The following is a 19,054-nucleotide window of genomic DNA, read 5'->3' as shown; positions in this document are numbered from 1 at the left end:
ATGCTTGCGTGGGCGTATGACGGCACCCGAGGCAGCCACGACGGTCACGACGGGCACGACGGTCGAGTACATCCGCTACCGCATTCCCGAGGAACGGTCCGCCGAGTTCCTCGCCGCCTACACCCGCGCCGCGGTCCATCTCGCGGCCTCCCCGCACTGCGTCGACTACGAACTGGCCCGCTGCGAGGAGGACTTCGAGCACTTCATCCTGCGGATCACCTGGACGTCCACGGAGGACCACCTCCAGGGGTTCCGGAAGTCGGACCTGTTCCCGGCCTTCCTCGCCGAGATCCGGCCGTACGTCGCCGCGATAGAGGAGATGCGGCACTACAAGGCGACGGCGGTGCGCGGAGAGGGCTCCGCCGTGCCGACGCCGTACGCGTGGGCGGGTGGGGCGGAGGCGTTCGCCCGGCTGACGGAGGCGTTCTACGCCAAGGTCGTCGAGGACGATCTGCTCGCCCCGGTCTTCGCGGGGCTCGCCCCCGAGCACGCCGAGCACGTCGCCCTCTGGTTCGGGGAGGTGTTCGGGGGGCCGAAGGCCTACTCCCTCACCCAGGGCGGTCACAGCCACATGGTCGCCAAGCACTTCGGGCTCGGCATCACCGAGGCCCAGCGGCGGCGCTGGGTCAATCTGGTCCAGGACGCCGCCGACGAGGCCGGTCTGCCGACGGACGCGGAGTTCCGGTCCGCGTTCCTCGCCTACGTCGAGTGGGGCACCCGGCTCGCGGTGTACTTCTCCGGGCCCGACGCCGTGCCGCCCGCCGAGCAGCCGGTGCCCCGGTGGGGGTGGGGGGCTGCTCCGCCGTATCAGGCCGACGGCGACGGCGACGGCGACGTCGACGGGGACTGAGAGCCGGCCCGCGTCGCGTCCGTCCCCCACGCCGCGAGCAGGCGCAGGGCCTCCGCCGAGGCGGAGCCGGGTTCCGCGTGGTAGGTCACCAGCGTCTGGTCGCCGTCGTCCGCGAGCTTGAGGCCCTCGAAGTTGAGGAAGAGCTCGCCGACGAGCGGATGCCGCAGGTGCTTCACGCCGTGGCTCTTCTCCTTCACGTCGTGGGTCGCCCACAGCCGGCGGAACTCCTCGCTCTTGACGGAGAGCTCACCGACGAGGGCGGACAGGCGCGGGTCGTCGGGATAGCAGCCGGCGTTCATGCGCAGGGCGCAGACGATGTCGATCGCCTTCTGCTCCCAGTCCACGAACAGGTCCCGGTACTCCGGCTTCAGGAACACCATCCGCGCCCAGTTCCGCTCCGCCGGCGGCAGCTCCGCCCAGTCGCCGAACACCGCGGCCGCCATCCGGTTCCACGCGAGGACCTCCGCCCGCCGCCCGACGACGTACGCGGGTACGGCGTCCATCGCGTCGATCAGCTGCTGGAGCGCGACCCGCACCTGCTGCGGGCGCGCGGCCTGCTTCTTCTTGTGCTTCGGCTTCGCGAGATGGGTGAGGTGCGCGTGCTCGGCGTCCGTCAGCCGCAGCGCCCGGGCGATCGAGTCCAGCACCTCCGCCGACACGTTCCGCCCGTTGCCCTGTTCCAGACGGGTGTAGTACGCCACCGACACCCCGGCCAGCTGCGCCAGCTCCTCGCGCCGCAGCCCCGGTACGCGGCGGTGCCGGCCGAAGTCCGGCAGCCCCACGTCCTCCGGCTTGAGCCGGGCCCGCCGGGTGCGCAGGAACTCGCTCAGCTCGGCCCGCCGGTCCAGGGCGGGTCCGGTGGAATCGGGCTGTTCGTCCATGCGTCCAGTATTCACGGTCGTACGACCAGCATCCTGACCCCGCCAGTGGTAGGCACGGCAGACGTACGCAGAAGCGTGGCCTGGGTGGATCCCCCGGGGTGCGGCAGGCTGTACACCGTGCCCCGGCCGGAAGGCAGGCCGGGACGACGAACCCCCCTCTAGGAGATCCCCGGCATGACCACCGTTGCCGCGTACGCCGCACCCGCCGCCAAGGCTCCGCTGGAGCGCACGACGATCGAGCGCCGTCCGGTCGGCGAGTTCGACATCCTGATCGACATCAAGTTCGCCGGCATCTGCCACTCCGACATCCACCAGGCCCGGGAGGGCTGGGGCGAGGCGATCTTCCCGATGGTCCCGGGCCACGAGATCGCGGGCATCGTCTCCGAGGTCGGCCCCGGCGTCACCAAGTACACCGTCGGCGACCGGGTCGGCGTCGGCTGTCTTGTCGACTCCTGCCGCGAGTGCGACAACTGCAAGGCCGGCCTGGAGCAGTACTGCACCGGCGGCAGCGTCGGCACGTACAACGCGATCGGCAAGGACGGCGAGCCCACCTACGGCGGCTACGCCCAGAAGATAGTCGTCGACGAGAACTTCGCCGTCCGCATCCCCGACGGCCTCGCCCTCGACGTCGCCGCCCCCCTGCTGTGCGCCGGCATCACCACGTACTCCCCGCTCAAGCGCTGGAACGCCGGCCCCGGCAAGAAGGTCGCGATCCTCGGCATGGGCGGCCTCGGCCACATGGGCGTCAAGATCGCGCACGCGCTCGGCGCCGAGGTGACCGTGCTGTCGCAGTCGCTGCGCAAGAAGGACGACGGCCTGAAGCTGGGCGCCGACCACTACTACGCCACCAGCGACGAGCGGACCTTCCAGGACCTGCGCGGCAGCTTCGACCTGATCCTCTCCACGGTCTCGGCCCCGCTGGACTTCAACGCCTACCTGTCGCTGCTGAAGTCCGAGGGCGCGCTGGTGAACGTGGGCGCCCCCGAGGAGCCGATCTCCCTCAACCTGTTCTCGGTGATCGGCGGCGGCAAGACCCTCGCCGGTTCCATGATCGGCGGCATCGCGGAGACCCAGGAGATGCTGGACTTCTGCGCGGAGCACGGCTTCGGCGCCGAGATCGAGGTCATCCCGGCGGAGGAGATCAACGACGCCTACGAGCGGGTGCTGACGAGCGATGTGCGGTACCGGTTCGTGATCGACACGGCGACGATCTGACGGTCGTACGCGAAGGGCCCCGGGCGTACCCGCCCGGGGCCCTTTCGCCGCCCTTTCGCCGCCCGGGTTCAGCGCAGGCAGTCGAGCGCTCCGCCCGACGCCGGCTGGAACACCGACCACACGATCATGGCCTGGAGGACGAGCAGCAGGACCCCGGCCGGCAGCACCATCCCCGCCATCTGCACCGGCCCGCGCGGGCGGCGCGGCAGCAGCAGCCGCCGTCCGGCGAGCGCCACGGACGCGAGGGTGGCGAGCAGCCCGGCGCAGGCCGCCGCATACATCGGCCAGGTGTTCGGCAGCGTACGGCAGGCGTCCAGCTCGGCGGCGGCGTGCCGGTCCTCGAACACATTGAAGCCGTACGCCATCAGCACCCCGACGGCGAGCAGCGCGACGGAGGCGGAGGCGATCCGCCACCCCTCGTCGGCCGCGTCGGCGTCGGCGGCGGGGCCGGTGCCCAGGTCCGTGAGCGTGTCGGTACTCATGCCCATCAGGATGCGCACCGGCCCCGATCAGGTTCCCGTCAGGCGCGCAGCCCCTTGAGCCCGTCGTAGACGGACATCACCACCTCCAGCCCCCGGGTGTCCTGCGCCGGTTCGCGCATCTGGTTCGTCACGTACGCCACCGTCATCCGCGACTCGGGTTCGATCATCACCAGCGAGCCGCCCCAGCCGCCCCAGCCGAACGTGCTGCCGAACAGTCCGTAGCCCAGCCCCCAGCGCATCGGCCGGCCCAGCACCCGGTCCTCGCCGTCGAACTGCTCCTCCCCCGCACGGGCACAGCCCGCCGACGACAGCAGCCGTACCCCGCCGACCGTGCCCCCGCAGGCCATCACGGACTGGACGAGGGCGACCGAACGGGCGTTGCCGAAGCCGCTCGCGGCCGGGATCTGCGCCCGGCGCCAGGCCACGCTGTTCCCGTCCCGGACCCGGAGCGGGGTCCCGCCGGTGCCCGCGGGGGCGTCGGGCGCGCTCGCGGCGTACTCCTCGTCCTGCGACGGCGGCGGCACCGTGAGCGCCACCCGCCCGTCGTGCTCCGCACCCAGCCCCAGGTGGAAGTCCGCGCCCAGCGGCCCGGCGATCTCGTCGGCGAAGAACGCGCCCGGGCTGCGGCCGCTGATCCGCCGCACGACCTCTCCGACCAGGAATCCCTGGGTGAGCGAGTGGTACCCGGCCGCGCTGCCCGGCTCCCAGTCGGGCGCCCGCGCGGCGAGCCGGGCCGTGGCGGCCGGCCAGTCGTAGATCTCCGCCACCGGCCCGTCCCACTCCGGCAGACCCGCCGTGTGCGCGAGCAGATGCCGGACCAGCACGCCCTCCTTGCCCGCCGCGGCGAACTCGGGCCAGTACCGGGCGACCGGCGCGTCCAGGTCCAGCTCACCCCGGTCGGCGAGCACCAGCGCGCACAGCGCGGTCATCGTCTTCGTCACCGAATAGACGTTGACGATCGTGTCCCGCTGCCACGGCACCGTCCGCTCCGCGTCGGCGAACCCGCCCCAGACGTCGACCACCGCCTCGCCGTCCACGAACACGGCCACCGAGCCGCCCACGTCCCCGCCGTCCAGCAACGCGGCCAGCGCACCGGGCACCGCCGAGAACAGATCGTCGTACGAGCCGTGAATGTCAGCCATGGGGGTATTAGCCCGCGCCGACGCGACGACGGCAACCGAATTCCTGGGCGCGGCACGGCGTCCGGGCGCAGTAGCGGGGGTACGTAGATCTACTGACGTCAGGGTTTCCGGGGCCGGATAGCGTCCCAGGAGGACGGACGACTGGGGGAAAGCGCGTGTTCGGCTGCCTGGGGATCGTGCTCTTCCTCGTCGTCGTCGGCGAGTTCCTTGTCATGCCGGTCTGGATGTACGACCTGATGGCGGCCCAGACGCCCCCGCAGCGCCTCGACTTCGGCGAGACGACCCTGCTGGTGCTCGTCTCGTTCCTCACCGCCACGGCCATCGCCTGGTCCGCGGGCCGCCGCAGACCGGGACGGTTGCCGGATGCCGTCGGCTGCGGGCTGCTGCTCCTCGGGCTCTGTCTCGCCGAGGCCCTGTGGCTGCGGCAGAAGATGGACACCGGCAACTGGAGCCTCGAGGCCGGCATCGAGTGCCTCGCGGCGGGCGCGACCGCCTTCGCCTTCCGGCGGCTGCTGCGCCGCTGGGAGCGCGGCAGGCCCCTGCCGGGGGAGGTCTGGCTGGCGATGGTGCCGTTCCGCGAGCGGGAGGAGACGGCCCGCCACTACTGCGTGGTCGTCGGCCGCGGACTGACCCGTGCGAAGGTCCTTCAGATCACCTCGCAGAACAAGGACGACCGCGCGGACCACGTCCGCATCCCCGGCGAGGGCTGGGCCTTCAACTCCTCCAAGGACGCCCACTGGATGGAGATCGGCCTGCCCCCGCGGCACGTCCCGTACCGCGACTTCCTCAAGGCCACCCCGCAGGGTCCCTGCCCCCGGACGACCTGGCGCCGGATCCGCACCCACCGACGGACCGACCTGCGGCGGACGCTCACGGAAACCGTGCGGCGCGCCTCAGCTCTCCTGCCCAGCTCCAGGGGCAACTGATCCGGGCGCCGCCCGGCGCGCACTGCTCCGGGCGCGGGATACACGGGTGGCTCCTTACCCTCGCAGGGGACGCCCTCGTAGGGGACGCCCTCGTAGGGGACGCCCTCGCAGGGGACGCCCTCGTACGGGACCCCTTCCCTTGGACCGTGCCGAAGCGGTCCCGGAGGTGACAGCCATGCGTGCCTCGCTGATCCAGCTGTCCGTGGACTCGACGGACTCCGCCGACGAGCGCCGCCGCCGGGCGGCTTCACTGGTCCGCGACCGGGCGGGCGACGACCTGGTGGTGTTGCCCGAGCTGTGGGCGGCCGGCGCCTGGTCGTACGACCGCTGGGACCACGACGCCGAGGGCCTCGACGGCCCCACCGCCGAGGCCATGTCCACCGCGGCGCGGCAGGCCGGGGTGTGGCTCCACGCCGGGTCGATCGTCGAGCGGGACGGGGACGGGACCCTGTACAACACCGCACTCCTCTTCGACCGGTCCGGCGACCTGCGCGGCCGCTACCGCAAGATCCACCGGTACGGCTTCGACACCGGCGAGGCGACCCTGATGGGCGGCGGCGACGACATCGTGACCGTCCCCACCGACCTCGGGGTGATCGGCCTCGCCACCTGCTACGACCTCCGCTTCCCCGAACTCTTCCGCGGCCTGCTCGACGCGGGCGCGGAACTGATCGCGGTCCCCGCGGCCTGGCCCGCGGCCCGGCTCACCCACTGGCAGCTCCTCACCCGCACCCGGGCCCTGGAGGAGCAGGTCTTCCTCCTGGCCTGCTGCGCCACGGGCACCCACGGCGACATGCGCCAGGCCGGCCACAGCATGGTCATCGACCCCTGGGGGACGGTCCTGGGCCAGGCCCGCACCACGGAGGAGACGGTGACGGTGGACCTCGCCCTCTGCGAGGTCACCCGCATCCGCTCCGAGCTCCCCGTCCTGCGCGACCGCGTCCTCGCGATCGAGGCTCCGGTACGACGGTGAAGCGCGCCGTGCCCGCACGGAATCGTCAGGAGCCCCCGGGCGTTGAGAACAGAGGCCAGGGGATGCCGGTGGTGAGTGAGCCGAGCAGCCCGAGGGACCGAGCTGAACGACATTGGAGGGGCCGTAATGGCTGCGCAGACGCAGAGGGCCGTGCTGGCGGGCGGATGCTTCTGGGGGATGGAGGAGCTGATCCGCCGGCTCCCGGGCGTGACGGCGACCAGGGTCGGATACACGGGGGGTGACGTGCCGAACGCGACGTACCGTAACCACGGTACGCACGCGGAGGCCATCGAGATCCTTTACGACCCCGAGAAGACCGACTACCGCGCACTCCTGGAGTTCTTCTTCCAGATCCACGACCCGAGCACCAAGAACCGCCAGGGCAACGACATCGGCCTCAGCTACCGCTCGGCGATCTACTACGTGGACGACGAGCAGAAGCGGATCGCCGAGGAAACGATCGCGGACGTGGACGCCTCCGGCCTGTGGCCCGGCGCGGTCGTCACCGAGGTGGAGCCGGTCGGCCCCTTCTGGGAGGCCGAGCCCGAGCACCAGGACTACCTCCAGCGCTACCCGGACGGCTACACCTGCCACTTCCCCCGCCCGGGCTGGCGACTGCCGACCCGCACACAGGGCTGACGACGGAACGGCCCGGCGGAAGGCGACCGCCGACCGCCGGCCGGGACTCCGCAGTCGATCACGCCTGCGAGTGGGACCGCGAACCTGGGCGGTGCGCCGAGCGCGGCCGTCGCACCGACCAGATCCGTGTGCTGCGGCTGTACGTCAGCGGATCTCGTCCGGCTTGACCACGAGCCAGTTCTTGTCGGCTGTCACCGGCTGGCCGAGCTCCTCCTGCCGGGCCGCGTTCGCCTTCTGCATGTCCTGGATCTGCGTCAGGTACTTGTCCTTGCGGTTGACCCAGATCCGGGTCCCGCCGTGTTCCACGTCGGTGGACTGGAAGAGCATGGGGCCGTCGCTGACCGGGGTGTCGCCCGCGACCAGAATCGGCTTGCGCCACTGGTCGATGTACGTGTCGATGGCGGCGGGCTTGCCCTGGAACCAGGTCAGCGGGGCCCACAGGGTCGGGGTCACCTTGTCGTTCGCGAGCTCGTGCGGGTCGTAGCGGCCCTCGGCGATCTCCTTGCGGGCGGTGGTGAGATTCCCGGTGACCGGGTCCTTGAGCAGCATGGAGACGCCGATGACGTTCTGCGGCTTGGCGCCGTAGCCGTGTTCGGGGTCGGACAGCACGTCCCGGACCAACTCCTCACTGGCGGCGCTGACGACGTAGACCTCGATGCCGTTGTCCCGCAGGGCCTGGTACAGCTCCTGCATGCCCCGGTAGAACTGCGGCGGCTGCACCTGGGTCTTCGTCAGCTGGTCACCGACGTAGTACTCGGCCGGGATGGGCTTGCCGTATGCGAGCAGGTCGTCGACGTAGCCCTTGAGCTGCTTCAGCGTGAATCCGGAGAAGATCTGGGCAACCCAGGGGTAGCAGACCTGGTCGTCGATCTCGCAGAGCCGGTTGTAGTAGCTGTAGAGACTCTCCTGATGGTTCTTCGTGTCCTTGAACGGGATGAGCCTCAGGGACCGGTCCATCGTCGAGCGCTTGAGCTTCCCCTTCATCTCCAAGTAGGGGAGCAGCGACTCCTCGAGGTCGTACCGGTAGGTGGTGTTGTCGGCGTCGAAGACCGCGTACGCACCCTGGTGGGCGTGCTCTTCGATGACCTGGCCGAGCTTCTCGGCGACCGGAGCGGGCCAGTGCTGCAGCTGGGCCGCCACGGCCTTCCCGTCCGTGCCCGCCGCCGTCGCCTCCTGAGGCGGCCACAGCCCGACGGCGCTCGCGATCAGCAGCGCCACGAGCGCGCTCATCACCGCCGACAGGCCGAGCCGTCTTCCCCTGCGTGGTGTCATCTGGCCTCCCTTGAGGAGAGTGGAACGCCCCGTGACCGCTCCGTCCCCTCGGAGCACGGCGGGGCGGCAACGAGGTTCGAATACCGCGTCGAGCGCGGCAATCATGGCCCGGTCATTGCTTGATACGCAACAGGCTGCACAATGCGAAATTGGTGGAGTTGAACGCGCATTGATGACCCACGTCATGCGGTCAGGCCTCCACGCGGCGGGAAAGCGGCCGTCGCGGATGGCGGCCTCCGATGTCAGGGGAGTACGCCGTCCCGGCCGTGCCGGAAGGCCTGCCCGGCCCTCGAAGCACGGGAATCGGCGCGCACCGTCAGCTCGTTTCCCACAGCCTCACCGTGGTGTCGACACCGCAGCCGGCGAGCATCCGTCCGTCCGGGCTGAACGCCACACCCCGTACGGCCTTGCGGTGGCCGGTGAGATGGGCGGCCGGGGTCAGGTGCGTGGGGTCGGTGACGTCCCACAGGGTCACGGCCGCGTTCTCGCATCCGGAGGCCAGCAACCGGCCGTCCGGACTGAACGCCACCGCGTACATCTGCCCCGTGTCCCCGCGACTGGCCAGGGGCAGGGTGCCGGTGCCCGTCCGCACGGGATGTGCCGGGTCGGTGACGTCCCACACCGTGACGGCTCCCTGCCGCCATGACCCGTAGGTGCCCGAGACGACGCCCAGATCCCCGCTAGCGGTGGCCAGCAGCCGTCCGTCATGACGGAATCCCACCGAGTGGACGGCCGGCGCCCCGCCCGCGGACAACGCCTTGGGCCAATCGCGGGCCTGCGGTCGGATGACGGCGGTTCGTACCGGATGGGTCGGCTCGCTGACATCCCACAGGACGCCGGTGTTCCTGGCGCCGTCGGAACCCGAGGCCAGTAACCGTCCGTCCGGGCTGAACCTCACGGATATGACGGGACCTGACTGCCAGACATGCCGATGGTGGGTGACACGGGCGCACCGACTCGGCCGTGCCAGGTCGGAGAGATCCCAGATGACCACGGTGCGGTCGCTGGCGCAGGCGATGAACCGTCCGTCCGGGCTGAAACTCACCGCGTGGACACCGCCTTGCCGCCAGCCGTCGCGTGACAACCAGCCGGGGCGTTCATGGACGAGGACCGCCGACCGGGTCGGGTTCGCCAGGTCCGTGACGTCCCAGAGGATCACGCTCCAGTCGGTGCTTCCGGACGCCAGCAGCCGTCCGTCCGGGCTGAACGCCACCGCGTTCACCGCTCTGTGATGGCCGGTGAGGCCGACGGCCCGGGCCGGGTGGGATGCATCCGTGACATCCCAGAGGACCACGGTCCTGTCGCTGCTTCCGGACGCCAGCAGCCGTCCGTCCGGGCTGAACGCCACCGCGTTCACCGCTCTGCCGTGCCCGCTGAGGGTATTGGCCGGTCCCCGCGGCGGAGGTGGCGACGGCCGTCCCAGGAATGCCATGGTGCAGTCTCGCGCGATCCGGCATCCCACGGAAGGCGGAGCACTGGCTTCCGCTGTCCGGCCGCGCAACGGTGCCGACGGATCCGCGCGCCCGGCCCGTGGACGCAACCATGCCCGTCACCTCGCATCACACCGGCATCAGGGCAAGGGTCCGTGCGGTCATTCGACCGCCACGACCCCATGGACGCCGTCCTCACCGAACCGGCCCGAGCCCACCGCGGCCGTCGGTGGGCTCGGGCCGTCCGTGGAGCTGGTTTTCCGTTACGTCCCGAATGCCTGGCGGAACTCGTCGACGGCCTCGTCCGGGGCCCCGTTCGCACCGCACGCCGGAACGACACCGTTCTCGGCGGCCACGCCGTAGTCGGGTACCCGCGCAGGGTGTCGGGACTGGGTGCCACACACTTCTGGCTGCCGCGGCTGATACGGGGCGCCCGGGCCGAGTTGGACCTCGTTCGTGCTGTCCGATTCTCGTCCGGGCACGTGCTGAGGGCCGCCGCCTGCTCCGTTCGTGGAACCTGTGCTCACGTCGCCGGGACCTGACGAAACGCAGACGGTGACGGCGGCAGGTAGGCGAACGAAGTCGGCCACGCGACGTCGTCGATCGCGAGCCACGGCGCAGCGGCCACGGCGGTGGGCGTCACCCCGGTGAACGCCTTGACCTCGCGGTGGAGGTGGGACTGGTCGACGTAGCCGCTTGCGGCCGCCACCCGAGCGGTGGCGTCACCCGCTGCGAGAAGGTGGGCGGCGTGGTCGAAGCGCACCAGCTGGGCGGCGCGCTTGGGAGTGAGGCCGATCTGGGACCGGAAGCGGGACCATAGGCGCTTACGGCTCCATCCCACCTCGTTCGCCAGGCTGTCGACCCGCACCCGTCCCCGGCTGGTGAGCATCCGCCACCAGGCAGCCGCGATCTCCGGATCGAGCGGCGGGCGGGCGTCCAGCCGTCGGCCAAGGACATCCGCCGCGATCGTAAACCGTTCGTCCCACGACGTGGCGGCGCGCAGCCTGTCCTCGACTCGCCCGGCGTCGCGCCCCCAGACATCTTCCAGGGAGACCACGGTCCCGACAAGCTCGGTCGATGCGCCGAGCACTGCAGCCGCCACGTCCGGCGACAACCGAATCTGGAGGCACTGGCCTGCCTCGGCCGTCCGGCCGCTGATCCGAAGGTCGCCCGGGATCAGTCCTACGACCACGCTGCCGCGTTCGCGTCGGCCGTGGGCGTCGTAGACGAGGCCGTCTCCTTCGCGCAGGTCCACGAACAGGGTGACCGATGGGTGCGCGACCATGGCGATGTCCACGAGCGCCGGGACACGTTGACCGAACCCGGCCATGCTGATCCCGGGCAGTCGCTCTGACTGCCGCGGGATCGCGACCTCCACCGACGTCCAGTCAGGTGGTGACTCTGTGGCCCACACAGCACCAGGGTAGCGATCGGTGTCAACGGCCCGCCGCCGCGAAGGCCAGCAGCAACTCGCTTGTCGCCTCCGGTGCTTCGAACATAGGGAGGTGTCCGACGTCGGGCAGTTGCTCGACGCGCGCGTTCGGCACCGTGTCGTAGTGGTGTGCCGAAGAAGGATCCCAGCGGCGGTCGGCAGCGCCGAAGATCACCAGGACCGGGACGTCGAGGGCGGTGAGGCGCTCGGACACGCTCCGCTCGGCGATGTACGCGGTGTTTCGGCGCAGCACCTTCCTGAACGTGCGATAGCCGATGCCCCGGACCTCGGCGACCAGGTCGTCAGGGACGTCCACCGGGCGGTTGCATACCGCGGTCACCCCCCTGCGGAGCATCGCGTCCGAGCGGATCGACCAGAGGAGCGGGCCCAGCGGCGGGGCAATCAGCATCCGAAGGAGGACGGGCTGCGGAAGGAGCGCGTCGGGACTCGGACCGCTGCTGATCAGTGCGAGCGAACCAACCAGGTCAGGGCGCTGTTCGGCAAGCGCGGTGGCGATGTATCCACCGCTGGAGTGGCCGACCACGGTGACCGGACGAAGGCCGAGCTCGTCGAGCACCGCGGCCAAGCGGCTCGCCTGCTCAGGCACGTCGTACGACGGCGCGGGCGAGGACTGGCCGTGACCCGGGAGGTCGACTCGGATGACGTGGTACTGGTCGGCGAGTGTCGGCACCACCGGGCTCCAGGAGCCGCCCGAGAGTCCCGATCCGTGGATGAGCACCAGCGGCGGCGCCTGCAGCGGGCCATAGTGGACCACATGCATCCCGTGCAAGTGCGTGACGTCGTCATGTCGCATGTACGGGACGATGCCTGCGCTGCCCGCTATCAGTCTTGTACAAATGTCGTCGCGAGGCTGACGCTCGCCGGACACCTCTACCTCCACGGCGAGCGGGACTTCCACGAAAGCCAGGCCGCCGGTATCCGGCTCCCCGATCCGGGGATGACCGAACTGGGACGCCTTGAGGTCTCCGACGGCCGGTCCGGTGAGACCGCCTTGGTACTCGGCTCCTTCCGCCGGAGGTCCAACGGGGACTGGGACTTCGTCCTCGGAGGCAAGGGATACACGGGCGGCTTGGAAGAACTCGTCCAGGACTACGGCATCGACGTGGAGTAGGCCAGCCAGCTGCCCGATGCGGCGAGCAGGACGGTCGCGGTCTGTGAACGCGGCTTTGATGTTCCATGTCAAGCCGCGTTCACAGCCCTCTGCCGGCAGGTCGCATGCCCGGCACTGAGGGATTTCCCACCTCGGGCTGACGTGCGGCCGGCCTGGCCGCAGGGTCGGCTGACCCGCGAAGCCGCCGGGGCGCGGATGTTCGGGTTGAGCGGGGCCGCTTGTGGAGGAGCACCAGGTCGCCCCTGCGTCCGCGCCGGGAACATCTGGTTCGCCGGGGCTCAGAGCCGAGCGGCGCGTAACGACCACCGACAGTTGTCCTCCGAGACGAACGTGATCACGCCGCTGCCCGGGACGAAGAAGCGCCCGCCGTCCTCGCCGGTCGCCTCCACGTAGTCGGCGAGCCGCGTGCCGATCCGCTCGGTCTCCCGGTCGGTGACCGCCTCGCACTCCCGGCAGAAGCGGTCGACGTACAGCGGTCCCCCCAACTGGTGGTCGCAGACGAACGACACCTCCCACCGCTGATGGTCCTGCGCCCTCTCGACCTCTACTTCGAGCAGTCCCGGCATGGCGTCGAAGCGGTACAGGACATCCGACGACTCTCCCACGTGCTCGCCGGTGAACGCCGCCGCCTCCCCCAGCGGTAGCACCCGCATCGCCCAGGAACACGGCTCGCCGTCGAACGGCTCGACCTTCAGGTGGGTGGTGTTCACCGGTAGGAGAAGCCGCGCATCACAGTCATCAGTGGAGTACACGGAGGGCAGCGTGTCTCGGGTCGCACCGGCACCGCGTTCCTGCCCGGACAGTATGAACTCGCCCTTGCCTCGCTTCACCAGATGCACCAACGCCGGTCGCCCCGCCTCCGGCCGCTTCACGGCGACACGGCAGCCGCGGCTGTTGTCACCGACGAACGGGAACTCCGCCTCCGGAAACTCCGCCGCTGCCATCCCGGTTCCAGCGTCCACCGGCCTCGCCTCCCTTTCGGCACAGCGACGTGTCGCGAGGATCTCGCGCGGACTCTACCTGGTGGCCGGCCTCGCAAACCTGCGCCTGTGCGGCTGAGCGTGATCGCCGGCGTTGACCCTGCGCATGTGCGTGAGGCCTGTGCGATGTTGTTCGGAGAGAGGTCCTTCGAGGGCGCTCGCCGCGTAGCCGTGGGCGTCCGCGTCGGGCATCACCAGGTCCTGATGGTCGACGTCCAGGCCGCGAAAGCCGGGCGGGAACGGCATGGCCATCTGTTCGGCAGTCATACGCGAGAGCGCATCCAACTCCTTCGACGGGTCGGCGATCATGCCAGGCACACGCAGGCATCCAGGTGCGGTTCGCGTGACTGGCACGGACGTCACGGCACATCCGAACGGGCGCGGCCCCAACGCGGCGGCCTACAAGGTCACAGCACTGGCAACCCGCACGGTGCTGCGTCCGACGTGCACCGTCGCAACGAGCGGCGGTCGAAAATCGGTGGCCTCCCGACCTGGCCGACTCCACGCTGTACGCCATGGAAGAACCGCACCGCAGGATCCGCGCACTTCATACGGCATCCACCCTCACCGTCTACCAGGCGTACTCTCCTGAAATCGGACTGCCCGCCATCCGTGACGGCCGCTTTCCGGCCGCGTGGAAGCCTGACCGGATGACGTGGATTAAGCCCAGTTTCATGTGGATGATGTACCGCTCCAACTGGGGCACGAGCACCGGGCAGGAGACCGTCCTTGCCGTCGAGGTCACTCGCGACGGCTTCGACTGGGCGCTGCGCCGCGCGTGCCTGTCGAGTTACGTCCGCGGACTGCATCCCGATCGCGGTACCTGGCAGCGTGACCTCAAGCGCGCACCGGCCCGTGTCCAGTGGGATCCCGAACGCGACCTGCACCTGCGTCCCCTGCCGCACCGCTCGCTGCAACTGGGGCTCTCGGGCGAGGCATCGTCGCGTTACGCGAACGAGTGGATCGTGTCCATCAGAGACGTGACCCCGCTCGCCCACGAGATCCACGCACTCGTCAGCAGCGGTGAACCGGACTCGGCAACCCGGCTTCTCCCCCGGGAACAGGAATACCCCGCCAGTGACGAACTACTGGCCCACCTGCGTCCCTGACCGGCAGTCCGGACACAACGGCCGGCATCACCCACGGGTCACACCGCAGCACCTGCTCGCCAGGACAGGGGCAAGCAAGGTGGCCTCCCACCGCAGGGACGCTGTCCGTCGAAGAGCAACGCGCCAGCAGCCGCTCACAGTCATGCCGGCCGCATGAATAAGGTCTGCGAACGCTGCTTGATGATCCACGTCATCCCGCCCCGCTCCCACGCGGCGGGGAAACGGTCGTCGCGGACGGCGGGCAGGCCGATTTCCGGGGAGTAGGCCTGGTGGACGGTGATCGTGGATTCCGAGTGGGCCGCACGGATCCTGCGGTGCGGTTCTTCCATGGCGTACAGCGTGGAGTCGGCCGGTTCGGGCGGCCACGGGGTTTCGACTCTCGTTCGCCGCGACGGAGAGGGCCGACGGCGGCACCGTGCGGACTGCCGGCGTCGCGGCTCTGAAGTACCTGCCGCCTACTCGTCCGTGGGCCCCGGCGCGGGAGCGATACCCGTCGGGCAGGACGCCTCCCGGTTCGTCCCGAACAGGTCACCCAGCTTGACCCCCGTCCCGCCGACCCCGCAGTACCCCGCCGGATTCCTGGCCAGGTACTGCTGGTGGTGCCCCTCCGCCGGATAGAAGGCGCGGTCCGCCGCCGGGAGGATCTCCGTGGTGATCGGGCCGTGGCCGGAGGCCGTCAGGAGCTGCTGGTACGAGGTGCGGGAGGCGGCGGCCGTGGTGGCGTGGGCCGGGGTGTGGGTGTAGATCGCCGAGCGGTACGGGGTGCCGACGTCGTTGCCCTGGCGGAAGCCCTGGGTGGGATCGTGGGACTCCCAGAAGGTTTTCAGCAGGCGCTCGTAGGAGACGAGGGCGGGGTCGAAGACGACGCGGACGACCTCCGTGTGGCCGGTGAGGCCGGAGCAGACCTCCTCGTAGGTGGGGTTCTCGGTGTGGCCGCCCTGGTAGCCGACCAGGGTCGTCCACACGCCGGCCGGGAGCTGCCAGAACATGCGCTCGGCGCCCCAGAAGCAGCCCAGGCCGAAGTCGGCGATCTCATGGCCCTCGGGGTGGGGGCCGAGCAGCGGGGTGCCGAGGACGGTGTGGCGGTCGGGGACCGTGTAGATCGGTTGCGGGCGGCCCGGCAGCGCCTGCTCGGCGGTGGGCAGGACGGGCGTACGGCCGAACAGCATGGCGCGGGCTCCTCTGTCGTGGCTCCGGGACGGCGCCGATCCGATGGCGACCGACGGTGCCCCCCCTGCGGGCGGCAGCCTGGAGAACCGCGCGGCGCCGTCCCGCATTCCGGGCACGTCCTGCCGTGGCGCCCGCCGTCCGGGGTCAGTGCGGGAGCGTCGCCGGGCTGCCGCCGTTCGCCTCGTAGCCCGCCACCGCCAGTGCCCGGTAGACGGCGAACTCGCCCGCCGGGTCCGGGGAGAGGGTCCAGGGGAGGGCGCCGACATGGCCGTCGACGTGTATCAGCTGGTTCATGGCCTCGGCCCAGCGTTCGCTGCGGACGAGGAAGAAGATCAGCAGATGGCGGACGTGCGCCAGCATCGGGTCGTCGGGGCGGGCCGCGTGGACCGTGAACAGGGCGCCGTGGATCGCCTTCGTCACGACCTCGCTCTGGTAGAAGCTGCTGACCAGGTTGACCTCGGGGAGGTGCTCGAAGACCCCGAACAGCGGCATCGCGGCGAGCAGGGAACCCTGGGGCGCGCGGGCCGCGGCGGCCTCCGTGAACGAGGTCGCCAGCTCGCGCGAGCCGTGCCACTTCTCGCACCAGTAGTGCAGGGCGGCCAGATGCGCGCCCATGTGCGTGGGAGCGCGGTCCAGGATCTTCAGCCAGAGCTGCTCGAACTCGGACCGCGTGTAGTGCAGGCCGCGCGCCACCGACAGCTCGACGATGTACGGCACCGGGTCACCGGGGGAGAGCAGCGCCGCCTGGCCGCAGGCGTCCTTCGCCTCCTCCATGATGATCCGGAAGTCGTCCGTGCCCGGCGTCGACGTCCGCCAGGCCTGCTGGACCAGGAACTCGGCGTGCACCGCCGCGCCGCCCGGGTCCTTGGGCGCCTCCGCCCGCCACACCCGCAGCCACTGCCCGCCCGGCGCCTCACTCACCCCGCCCGGCCGCTGCTGGAGTTCCAGCGCGGCCGCGCCCGCGAAGGCCTGCACCCGCTGCCAGCGCAGCTCGCCCTCGATCTCCGTGCCGGCCAGCAGCTGCTGTGCCGCCCGGTAGTCCTGGGTGTGCTGCACCACGTCCAGGACGTCCAGCAGGTCCTGGTCGGGGCCGGGCATACGGATGTCCAGCTCCTCCGTGCGCACGAAGCCGTAGTCGGCCGGGTCCGCGGCGTCCGGGTGGCCCGCCGGGACCTGCTCGATCATGCCGCGCCGACGCCGCAGGAACGGCAGCAGCACGAAGCTGATCATGATCAGAGCCATCAGGACCCAGAGAATTTCCATGTCTCAAGCGAACCAGACGCCGCCGACAATTGGCCAACCCCGGCCCGGGAGCCTGTGGAAAAACGTCTTTCCCGGTCGGGGGCGCGGCCCGGCCGCCGGGCGGCCGTCCGGCAGCAGTCCCGCGAGCGCACTACGCTCGGTGCCCATGAGCGACAGGCACATCAGTCAGCACTTCGAGACCCTCGCGATCCACGCGGGCAACACCGCCGATCCCCTCACCGGCGCGGTCGTCCCGCCGATCTACCAGGTCTCGACCTACAAGCAGGACGGCGTCGGCGGCCTGCGCGGCGGCTACGAGTACAGCCGCAGCGCCAACCCGACCCGCACCGCCCTGGAGGAGAACCTCGCGGCCCTCGAGGGCGGCCGCCGAGGACTTGCGTTCGCTTCCGGACTGGCGGCCGAGGACTGCCTGTTGCGTACGCTGCTCAGCCCCGGTGACCACGTGGTCATCCCCAACGACGCGTACGGCGGTACCTTCCGCCTCTTCGCCAAGGTCGTCGCCCGCTGGGGCGTGGAGTGGTCGGTCGCCGACACCAGCGACCCCTCCTCCGTACGGGCCGCGATCACCCCGAAGACCAAGGCCGTGTGGGTGGAGACCCCCTCCAACCCGCTGCTCGGCATCACCGACATCGCCACCGTCGCCCAGATCGCCCGGGACGCGGGCGCGAAGCTCGTCGTCGACAACACCTTCGCCACGCCCTATCTCCAGCAGCCGCTGGCGCTCGGCGCGGACGTCGTGGTGCACTCCCTGACCAAGTACATGGGCGGCCACTCCGACGTCGTCGGCGGCGCGCTGATCACGGCCGACGAGACGCTCGGCGAGGAACTGGCGTTCCACCAGAACGCGATGGGCGCGGTCGCCGGGCCCTTCGACTCCTGGCTGGTGCTGCGCGGCACCAAGACGCTGTCGGTGCGCATGGACCGGCACAGCGAGAACGCCACCAGGGTCGCCGACATGCTGACCCGCCACGCGCGCGTGACGCAGGTGCTCTACCCGGGCCTGCCCGAGCACCCCGGCCACGAGGTCGCGGCCAAGCAGATGCGGTCCTTCGGCGGCATGATCTCCTTCCGTGTCACCGGCGGCGAGGAGGCGGCGGTCGAGGTCTGCAACCGCGCCAAGGTGTTCACGCTCGGCGAGTCCCTGGGCGGCGTCGAGTCCCTCATCGAGCACCCCGGCCGGATGACGCACGCCTCGGTGGCGGGCTCGGCGCTGGAGGTGCCCGCCGACCTGGTCCGGCTCTCCGTGGGCATCGAGAACGTCGACGACCTGCTCGAGGACCTTCAGCAGGCCCTGGGATAGCCCCCGCGAGGCCTGCCGCGCGGTGGTCACCAGTCGGTGACCGGTGGAGTCGTCTGCGAGGGCGGCTCCACCCAGGGGCGGGCCGTGGCCGCCCAGACCACGAAGGCCACGGTCGCCGCGAACAGCAGCAGCCACAGCAGCCGCAGGGCGATCGTCCGGCGCCGCAGCATACGGCCGCCCAGCCGGAGCACGTCCGCGTGCAGGCCGGCCGGGACCCGCGGTGCGGTCCGCTCCATCATCTGCCGTACGGCGGCCTCCCGTTCGGGCCGGTTCACGAGGTGGCCGCCTTCGCGCTCACGCGCGCGGGGGCCGGCCCCCGAGGCGGATGCAGCAGGACCGTGGTCGCCCGGTCGACGATCAGGTGGATCCGATCCGCGGGCAGCCCGAGCAGCGCCGCCACCTGCTCCTCGGCGACCCCCTCGTGCAGCCGCAGGACCACGACGAGCCGGTGCTGGGCGGAGAGCACGGCCAGCGGTCCGGCGGGCCGCGCGCGGGCGCGGCCGAACGGCAGAACGCCGTACCGGTGCCAGGTGCCGCGCGCGAAGCGGACGGCCAGGCACTCCCGCGCGTGGTTGTACGGGTCCTCGCCGCGCAGCCGGTCCCAGCACGCGTACGTGTGCGCGAGGGCGTGGGTCAGCAGACGCCGCGCGCGCGGGTTGTCCTCCGCCGTCTCCGCGGTGAGCAGGGTGGCGGTCCCCAGCAGCCGTCCGCCCGCCCCGGCCAGGAACGCCTCGAACTCCCGGGCCCGGCGGGCTTCCTGGACCGTACGCCTCTCTCGCATCGCGCGCGCCTCCCGCCCGCCGGCGACCCCCTGGAAACGGACCCCGGCGGAGCACGGTTGCGGCACCACGTACGGCG

General features: G+C 71.0%; 22 protein-coding genes. 8 read left to right on the top strand and 14 right to left on the bottom strand.

The features are described from left to right. Positions 1-16: 16 nt before the first annotated feature. Positions 17-850 carry a group II truncated hemoglobin gene (locus AQJ64_RS14065; RefSeq protein WP_059202670.1) on the top strand — a complete coding sequence of 278 codons (834 nt, stop codon included), beginning with the start codon at positions 17-19 and terminating at the stop codon, positions 848-850. On the opposite strand, the gene AQJ64_RS14060 is transcribed toward AQJ64_RS14065, so the two are convergent. After that, the gene (locus AQJ64_RS14060) at positions 808-1,731 is read right to left on the bottom strand and encodes a helix-turn-helix domain-containing protein (protein WP_059202669.1); all 924 of its coding nucleotides are present in this window, start codon (positions 1,729-1,731) and stop codon (positions 808-810) included. The genes AQJ64_RS14065 and AQJ64_RS14060 overlap by 43 nt on opposite strands. A 174-nt stretch (positions 1,732-1,905) precedes the next feature. Here AQJ64_RS14060 and AQJ64_RS14055 point away from each other — a divergent pair, with 174 nt between their 5' ends. Beyond that, a complete protein-coding gene (locus AQJ64_RS14055; protein WP_059202668.1) occupies positions 1,906-2,946 on the top strand; it encodes an NAD(P)-dependent alcohol dehydrogenase in 1,041 nt (346 codons plus the stop codon). 68 nt (positions 2,947-3,014) lie between these two features. Here AQJ64_RS14055 and AQJ64_RS14050 read toward each other — a convergent pair whose 3' ends face one another. Both AQJ64_RS14050 and AQJ64_RS14045 read right to left on the bottom strand, forming a co-directional pair. Beyond that, positions 3,015-3,428, bottom strand: a complete 414-nt coding sequence (locus AQJ64_RS14050) for a hypothetical protein (RefSeq protein ID WP_159060287.1) — start codon at positions 3,426-3,428, stop codon at positions 3,015-3,017. A gap of 38 nt (positions 3,429-3,466) precedes the next feature. Then, positions 3,467-4,570: a serine hydrolase domain-containing protein gene (locus AQJ64_RS14045; RefSeq protein WP_055634724.1), complete on the bottom strand. Its 1,104-nt coding sequence runs from the start codon at positions 4,568-4,570 to the stop codon at positions 3,467-3,469. Between the two features lie 155 nt (positions 4,571-4,725). Between AQJ64_RS14045 and AQJ64_RS14040 the strand changes: the two genes are divergently transcribed. From AQJ64_RS14040 to msrA (AQJ64_RS14030), 3 genes are all read left to right on the top strand, one after another. Next, positions 4,726-5,496, top strand: coding sequence for a hypothetical protein (locus tag AQJ64_RS14040; RefSeq protein ID WP_055634725.1), 771 nt, complete (start codon positions 4,726-4,728; stop codon positions 5,494-5,496). Positions 5,497-5,671: 175 nt separating this feature from the next. After that, a complete protein-coding gene (locus AQJ64_RS14035) occupies positions 5,672-6,469 on the top strand; it encodes a carbon-nitrogen family hydrolase (protein ID WP_055634726.1) in 798 nt (265 codons plus the stop codon). 126 nt (positions 6,470-6,595) lie between these two features. Then, complete coding sequence (gene msrA, locus AQJ64_RS14030) at positions 6,596-7,108, top strand: peptide-methionine (S)-S-oxide reductase MsrA (protein WP_055634727.1); 513 nt, start codon at positions 6,596-6,598, stop codon at positions 7,106-7,108. A gap of 144 nt (positions 7,109-7,252) precedes the next feature. Here msrA (AQJ64_RS14030) and AQJ64_RS14025 read toward each other — a convergent pair whose 3' ends face one another. The 4 genes from AQJ64_RS14025 to AQJ64_RS14010 all read right to left on the bottom strand — a co-directional run bounded on the left by AQJ64_RS14025 (position 7,253) and on the right by AQJ64_RS14010 (position 12,056). Continuing rightward, on the bottom strand, positions 7,253-8,380 hold the full coding sequence (locus AQJ64_RS14025) for an HAD family hydrolase (RefSeq protein ID WP_240512682.1): 1,128 nt from the start codon (positions 8,378-8,380) through the stop codon (positions 7,253-7,255). A 316-nt stretch (positions 8,381-8,696) separates the two neighbouring features. Continuing rightward, positions 8,697-9,812, bottom strand: coding sequence for a WD40 repeat domain-containing protein (locus AQJ64_RS14020; protein WP_079061645.1), 1,116 nt, complete (start codon positions 9,810-9,812; stop codon positions 8,697-8,699). Positions 9,813-10,333: 521 nt separating this feature from the next. Further along, complete coding sequence (locus AQJ64_RS14015; RefSeq protein WP_055634751.1) at positions 10,334-11,140, bottom strand: helix-turn-helix domain-containing protein; 807 nt, start codon at positions 11,138-11,140, stop codon at positions 10,334-10,336. 106 nt (positions 11,141-11,246) lie between these two features. Beyond that, positions 11,247-12,056 (bottom strand): alpha/beta fold hydrolase, encoded by an 810-nt coding sequence (locus AQJ64_RS14010; RefSeq protein ID WP_055634752.1) that lies wholly within the window; start codon positions 12,054-12,056, stop codon positions 11,247-11,249. On the opposite strand from AQJ64_RS14010, the gene AQJ64_RS50735 reads away from it, so the two are divergent. Then, the gene (locus AQJ64_RS50735; protein ID WP_342342290.1) at positions 12,018-12,374 is read left to right on the top strand and encodes a TerD family protein; all 357 of its coding nucleotides are present in this window, start codon (positions 12,018-12,020) and stop codon (positions 12,372-12,374) included. The genes AQJ64_RS14010 and AQJ64_RS50735 overlap by 39 nt on opposite strands. A gap of 278 nt (positions 12,375-12,652) precedes the next feature. On the opposite strand, the gene AQJ64_RS14005 is transcribed toward AQJ64_RS50735, so the two are convergent. Further along, positions 12,653-13,336: a hypothetical protein gene (locus AQJ64_RS14005; protein ID WP_159060285.1), complete on the bottom strand. Its 684-nt coding sequence runs from the start codon at positions 13,334-13,336 to the stop codon at positions 12,653-12,655. Between the two features lie 54 nt (positions 13,337-13,390). Beyond that, positions 13,391-13,663, bottom strand: coding sequence for a hypothetical protein (locus AQJ64_RS14000; RefSeq protein ID WP_055634730.1), 273 nt, complete (start codon positions 13,661-13,663; stop codon positions 13,391-13,393). Positions 13,664-13,869: 206 nt separating this feature from the next. Here AQJ64_RS14000 and AQJ64_RS13995 point away from each other — a divergent pair, with 206 nt between their 5' ends. Then, positions 13,870-14,463 (top strand): DUF4291 domain-containing protein, encoded by a 594-nt coding sequence (locus AQJ64_RS13995; protein WP_055634731.1) that lies wholly within the window; start codon positions 13,870-13,872, stop codon positions 14,461-14,463. Positions 14,464-14,603: 140 nt separating this feature from the next. On the opposite strand, the gene AQJ64_RS13990 is transcribed toward AQJ64_RS13995, so the two are convergent. From AQJ64_RS13990 to AQJ64_RS13980, 3 genes are all read right to left on the bottom strand, one after another. Then, positions 14,604-14,792 (bottom strand): DUF4291 family protein, encoded by a 189-nt coding sequence (locus AQJ64_RS13990; RefSeq protein WP_055634732.1) that lies wholly within the window; start codon positions 14,790-14,792, stop codon positions 14,604-14,606. A gap of 126 nt (positions 14,793-14,918) precedes the next feature. Next, a complete protein-coding gene (gene msrA / locus AQJ64_RS13985; RefSeq protein WP_055634733.1) occupies positions 14,919-15,632 on the bottom strand; it encodes a peptide-methionine (S)-S-oxide reductase MsrA in 714 nt (237 codons plus the stop codon). A gap of 145 nt (positions 15,633-15,777) precedes the next feature. Beyond that, positions 15,778-16,896 (bottom strand): hypothetical protein, encoded by a 1,119-nt coding sequence (locus AQJ64_RS13980; RefSeq protein WP_055634734.1) that lies wholly within the window; start codon positions 16,894-16,896, stop codon positions 15,778-15,780. 145 nt (positions 16,897-17,041) lie between these two features. Between AQJ64_RS13980 and AQJ64_RS13975 the strand changes: the two genes are divergently transcribed. After that, the gene (locus AQJ64_RS13975) at positions 17,042-18,196 is read left to right on the top strand and encodes a cystathionine gamma-synthase (RefSeq protein ID WP_055634735.1); all 1,155 of its coding nucleotides are present in this window, start codon (positions 17,042-17,044) and stop codon (positions 18,194-18,196) included. Between the two features lie 26 nt (positions 18,197-18,222). Here AQJ64_RS13975 and AQJ64_RS13970 read toward each other — a convergent pair whose 3' ends face one another. Together AQJ64_RS13970 and AQJ64_RS13965 are read right to left on the bottom strand one after the other, a co-directional pair. Next, positions 18,223-18,471, bottom strand: a complete 249-nt coding sequence (locus tag AQJ64_RS13970) for a hypothetical protein (protein ID WP_055634736.1) — start codon at positions 18,469-18,471, stop codon at positions 18,223-18,225. Beyond that, on the bottom strand, positions 18,468-18,977 hold the full coding sequence (locus AQJ64_RS13965) for a SigE family RNA polymerase sigma factor (RefSeq protein ID WP_055634737.1): 510 nt from the start codon (positions 18,975-18,977) through the stop codon (positions 18,468-18,470). Before AQJ64_RS13965 ends, AQJ64_RS13970 begins: the two co-directional genes overlap by 4 nt. Between the last annotated feature and the right edge of the window lie 77 nt (positions 18,978-19,054).

The organism is Streptomyces griseoruber, assembly GCF_001514205.1.
GTDB lineage: Bacteria > Actinomycetota > Actinomycetes > Streptomycetales > Streptomycetaceae > Streptomyces > Streptomyces griseoruber.
This window is presented reverse-complemented; position numbering and strand designations above follow the sequence as displayed.

What these genes read in the sequence shown, in the direction of transcription:
- AQJ64_RS14035 (WP_055634726.1), top strand. Translation starts at nt 5,672, where the DNA reads ATGCGTGCCTCGCTGATCCAGCTGTCCGTGGACTCGACGGACTCCGCC.
- AQJ64_RS14000 (WP_055634730.1), bottom strand. Translation starts at nt 13,663, where the DNA reads ATGATCGCCGACCCGTCGAAGGAGTTGGATGCGCTCTCGCGTATGACT.
- AQJ64_RS13980 (WP_055634734.1), bottom strand. Translation starts at nt 16,896, where the DNA reads ATGGAAATTCTCTGGGTCCTGATGGCTCTGATCATGATCAGCTTCGTG.
- AQJ64_RS50735 (WP_342342290.1), top strand. Translation starts at nt 12,018, where the DNA reads ATGCATCCCGTGCAAGTGCGTGACGTCGTCATGTCGCATGTACGGGAC.
- AQJ64_RS14050 (WP_159060287.1), bottom strand. Translation starts at nt 3,428, where the DNA reads ATGAGTACCGACACGCTCACGGACCTGGGCACCGGCCCCGCCGCCGAC.
- AQJ64_RS14065 (WP_059202670.1), top strand. Translation starts at nt 17, where the DNA reads ATGACGGCACCCGAGGCAGCCACGACGGTCACGACGGGCACGACGGTC.
- AQJ64_RS13975 (WP_055634735.1), top strand. Translation starts at nt 17,042, where the DNA reads ATGAGCGACAGGCACATCAGTCAGCACTTCGAGACCCTCGCGATCCAC.
- AQJ64_RS14020 (WP_079061645.1), bottom strand. Translation starts at nt 9,812, where the DNA reads ATGGCATTCCTGGGACGGCCGTCGCCACCTCCGCCGCGGGGACCGGCC.
- AQJ64_RS14045 (WP_055634724.1), bottom strand. Translation starts at nt 4,570, where the DNA reads ATGGCTGACATTCACGGCTCGTACGACGATCTGTTCTCGGCGGTGCCC.
- AQJ64_RS13990 (WP_055634732.1), bottom strand. Translation starts at nt 14,792, where the DNA reads ATGGAAGAACCGCACCGCAGGATCCGTGCGGCCCACTCGGAATCCACG.
- AQJ64_RS14025 (WP_240512682.1), bottom strand. Translation starts at nt 8,380, where the DNA reads ATGACACCACGCAGGGGAAGACGGCTCGGCCTGTCGGCGGTGATGAGC.
- AQJ64_RS14060 (WP_059202669.1), bottom strand. Translation starts at nt 1,731, where the DNA reads ATGGACGAACAGCCCGATTCCACCGGACCCGCCCTGGACCGGCGGGCC.
- AQJ64_RS13965 (WP_055634737.1), bottom strand. Translation starts at nt 18,977, where the DNA reads ATGCGAGAGAGGCGTACGGTCCAGGAAGCCCGCCGGGCCCGGGAGTTC.
- AQJ64_RS14015 (WP_055634751.1), bottom strand. Translation starts at nt 11,140, where the DNA reads ATGGCCGGGTTCGGTCAACGTGTCCCGGCGCTCGTGGACATCGCCATG.
- AQJ64_RS13995 (WP_055634731.1), top strand. Translation starts at nt 13,870, where the DNA reads ATGGAAGAACCGCACCGCAGGATCCGCGCACTTCATACGGCATCCACC.
- AQJ64_RS14055 (WP_059202668.1), top strand. Translation starts at nt 1,906, where the DNA reads ATGACCACCGTTGCCGCGTACGCCGCACCCGCCGCCAAGGCTCCGCTG.
- AQJ64_RS14010 (WP_055634752.1), bottom strand. Translation starts at nt 12,056, where the DNA reads ATGCGACATGACGACGTCACGCACTTGCACGGGATGCATGTGGTCCAC.
- msrA (WP_055634733.1), bottom strand. Translation starts at nt 15,632, where the DNA reads ATGCTGTTCGGCCGTACGCCCGTCCTGCCCACCGCCGAGCAGGCGCTG.
- msrA (WP_055634727.1), top strand. Translation starts at nt 6,596, where the DNA reads ATGGCTGCGCAGACGCAGAGGGCCGTGCTGGCGGGCGGATGCTTCTGG.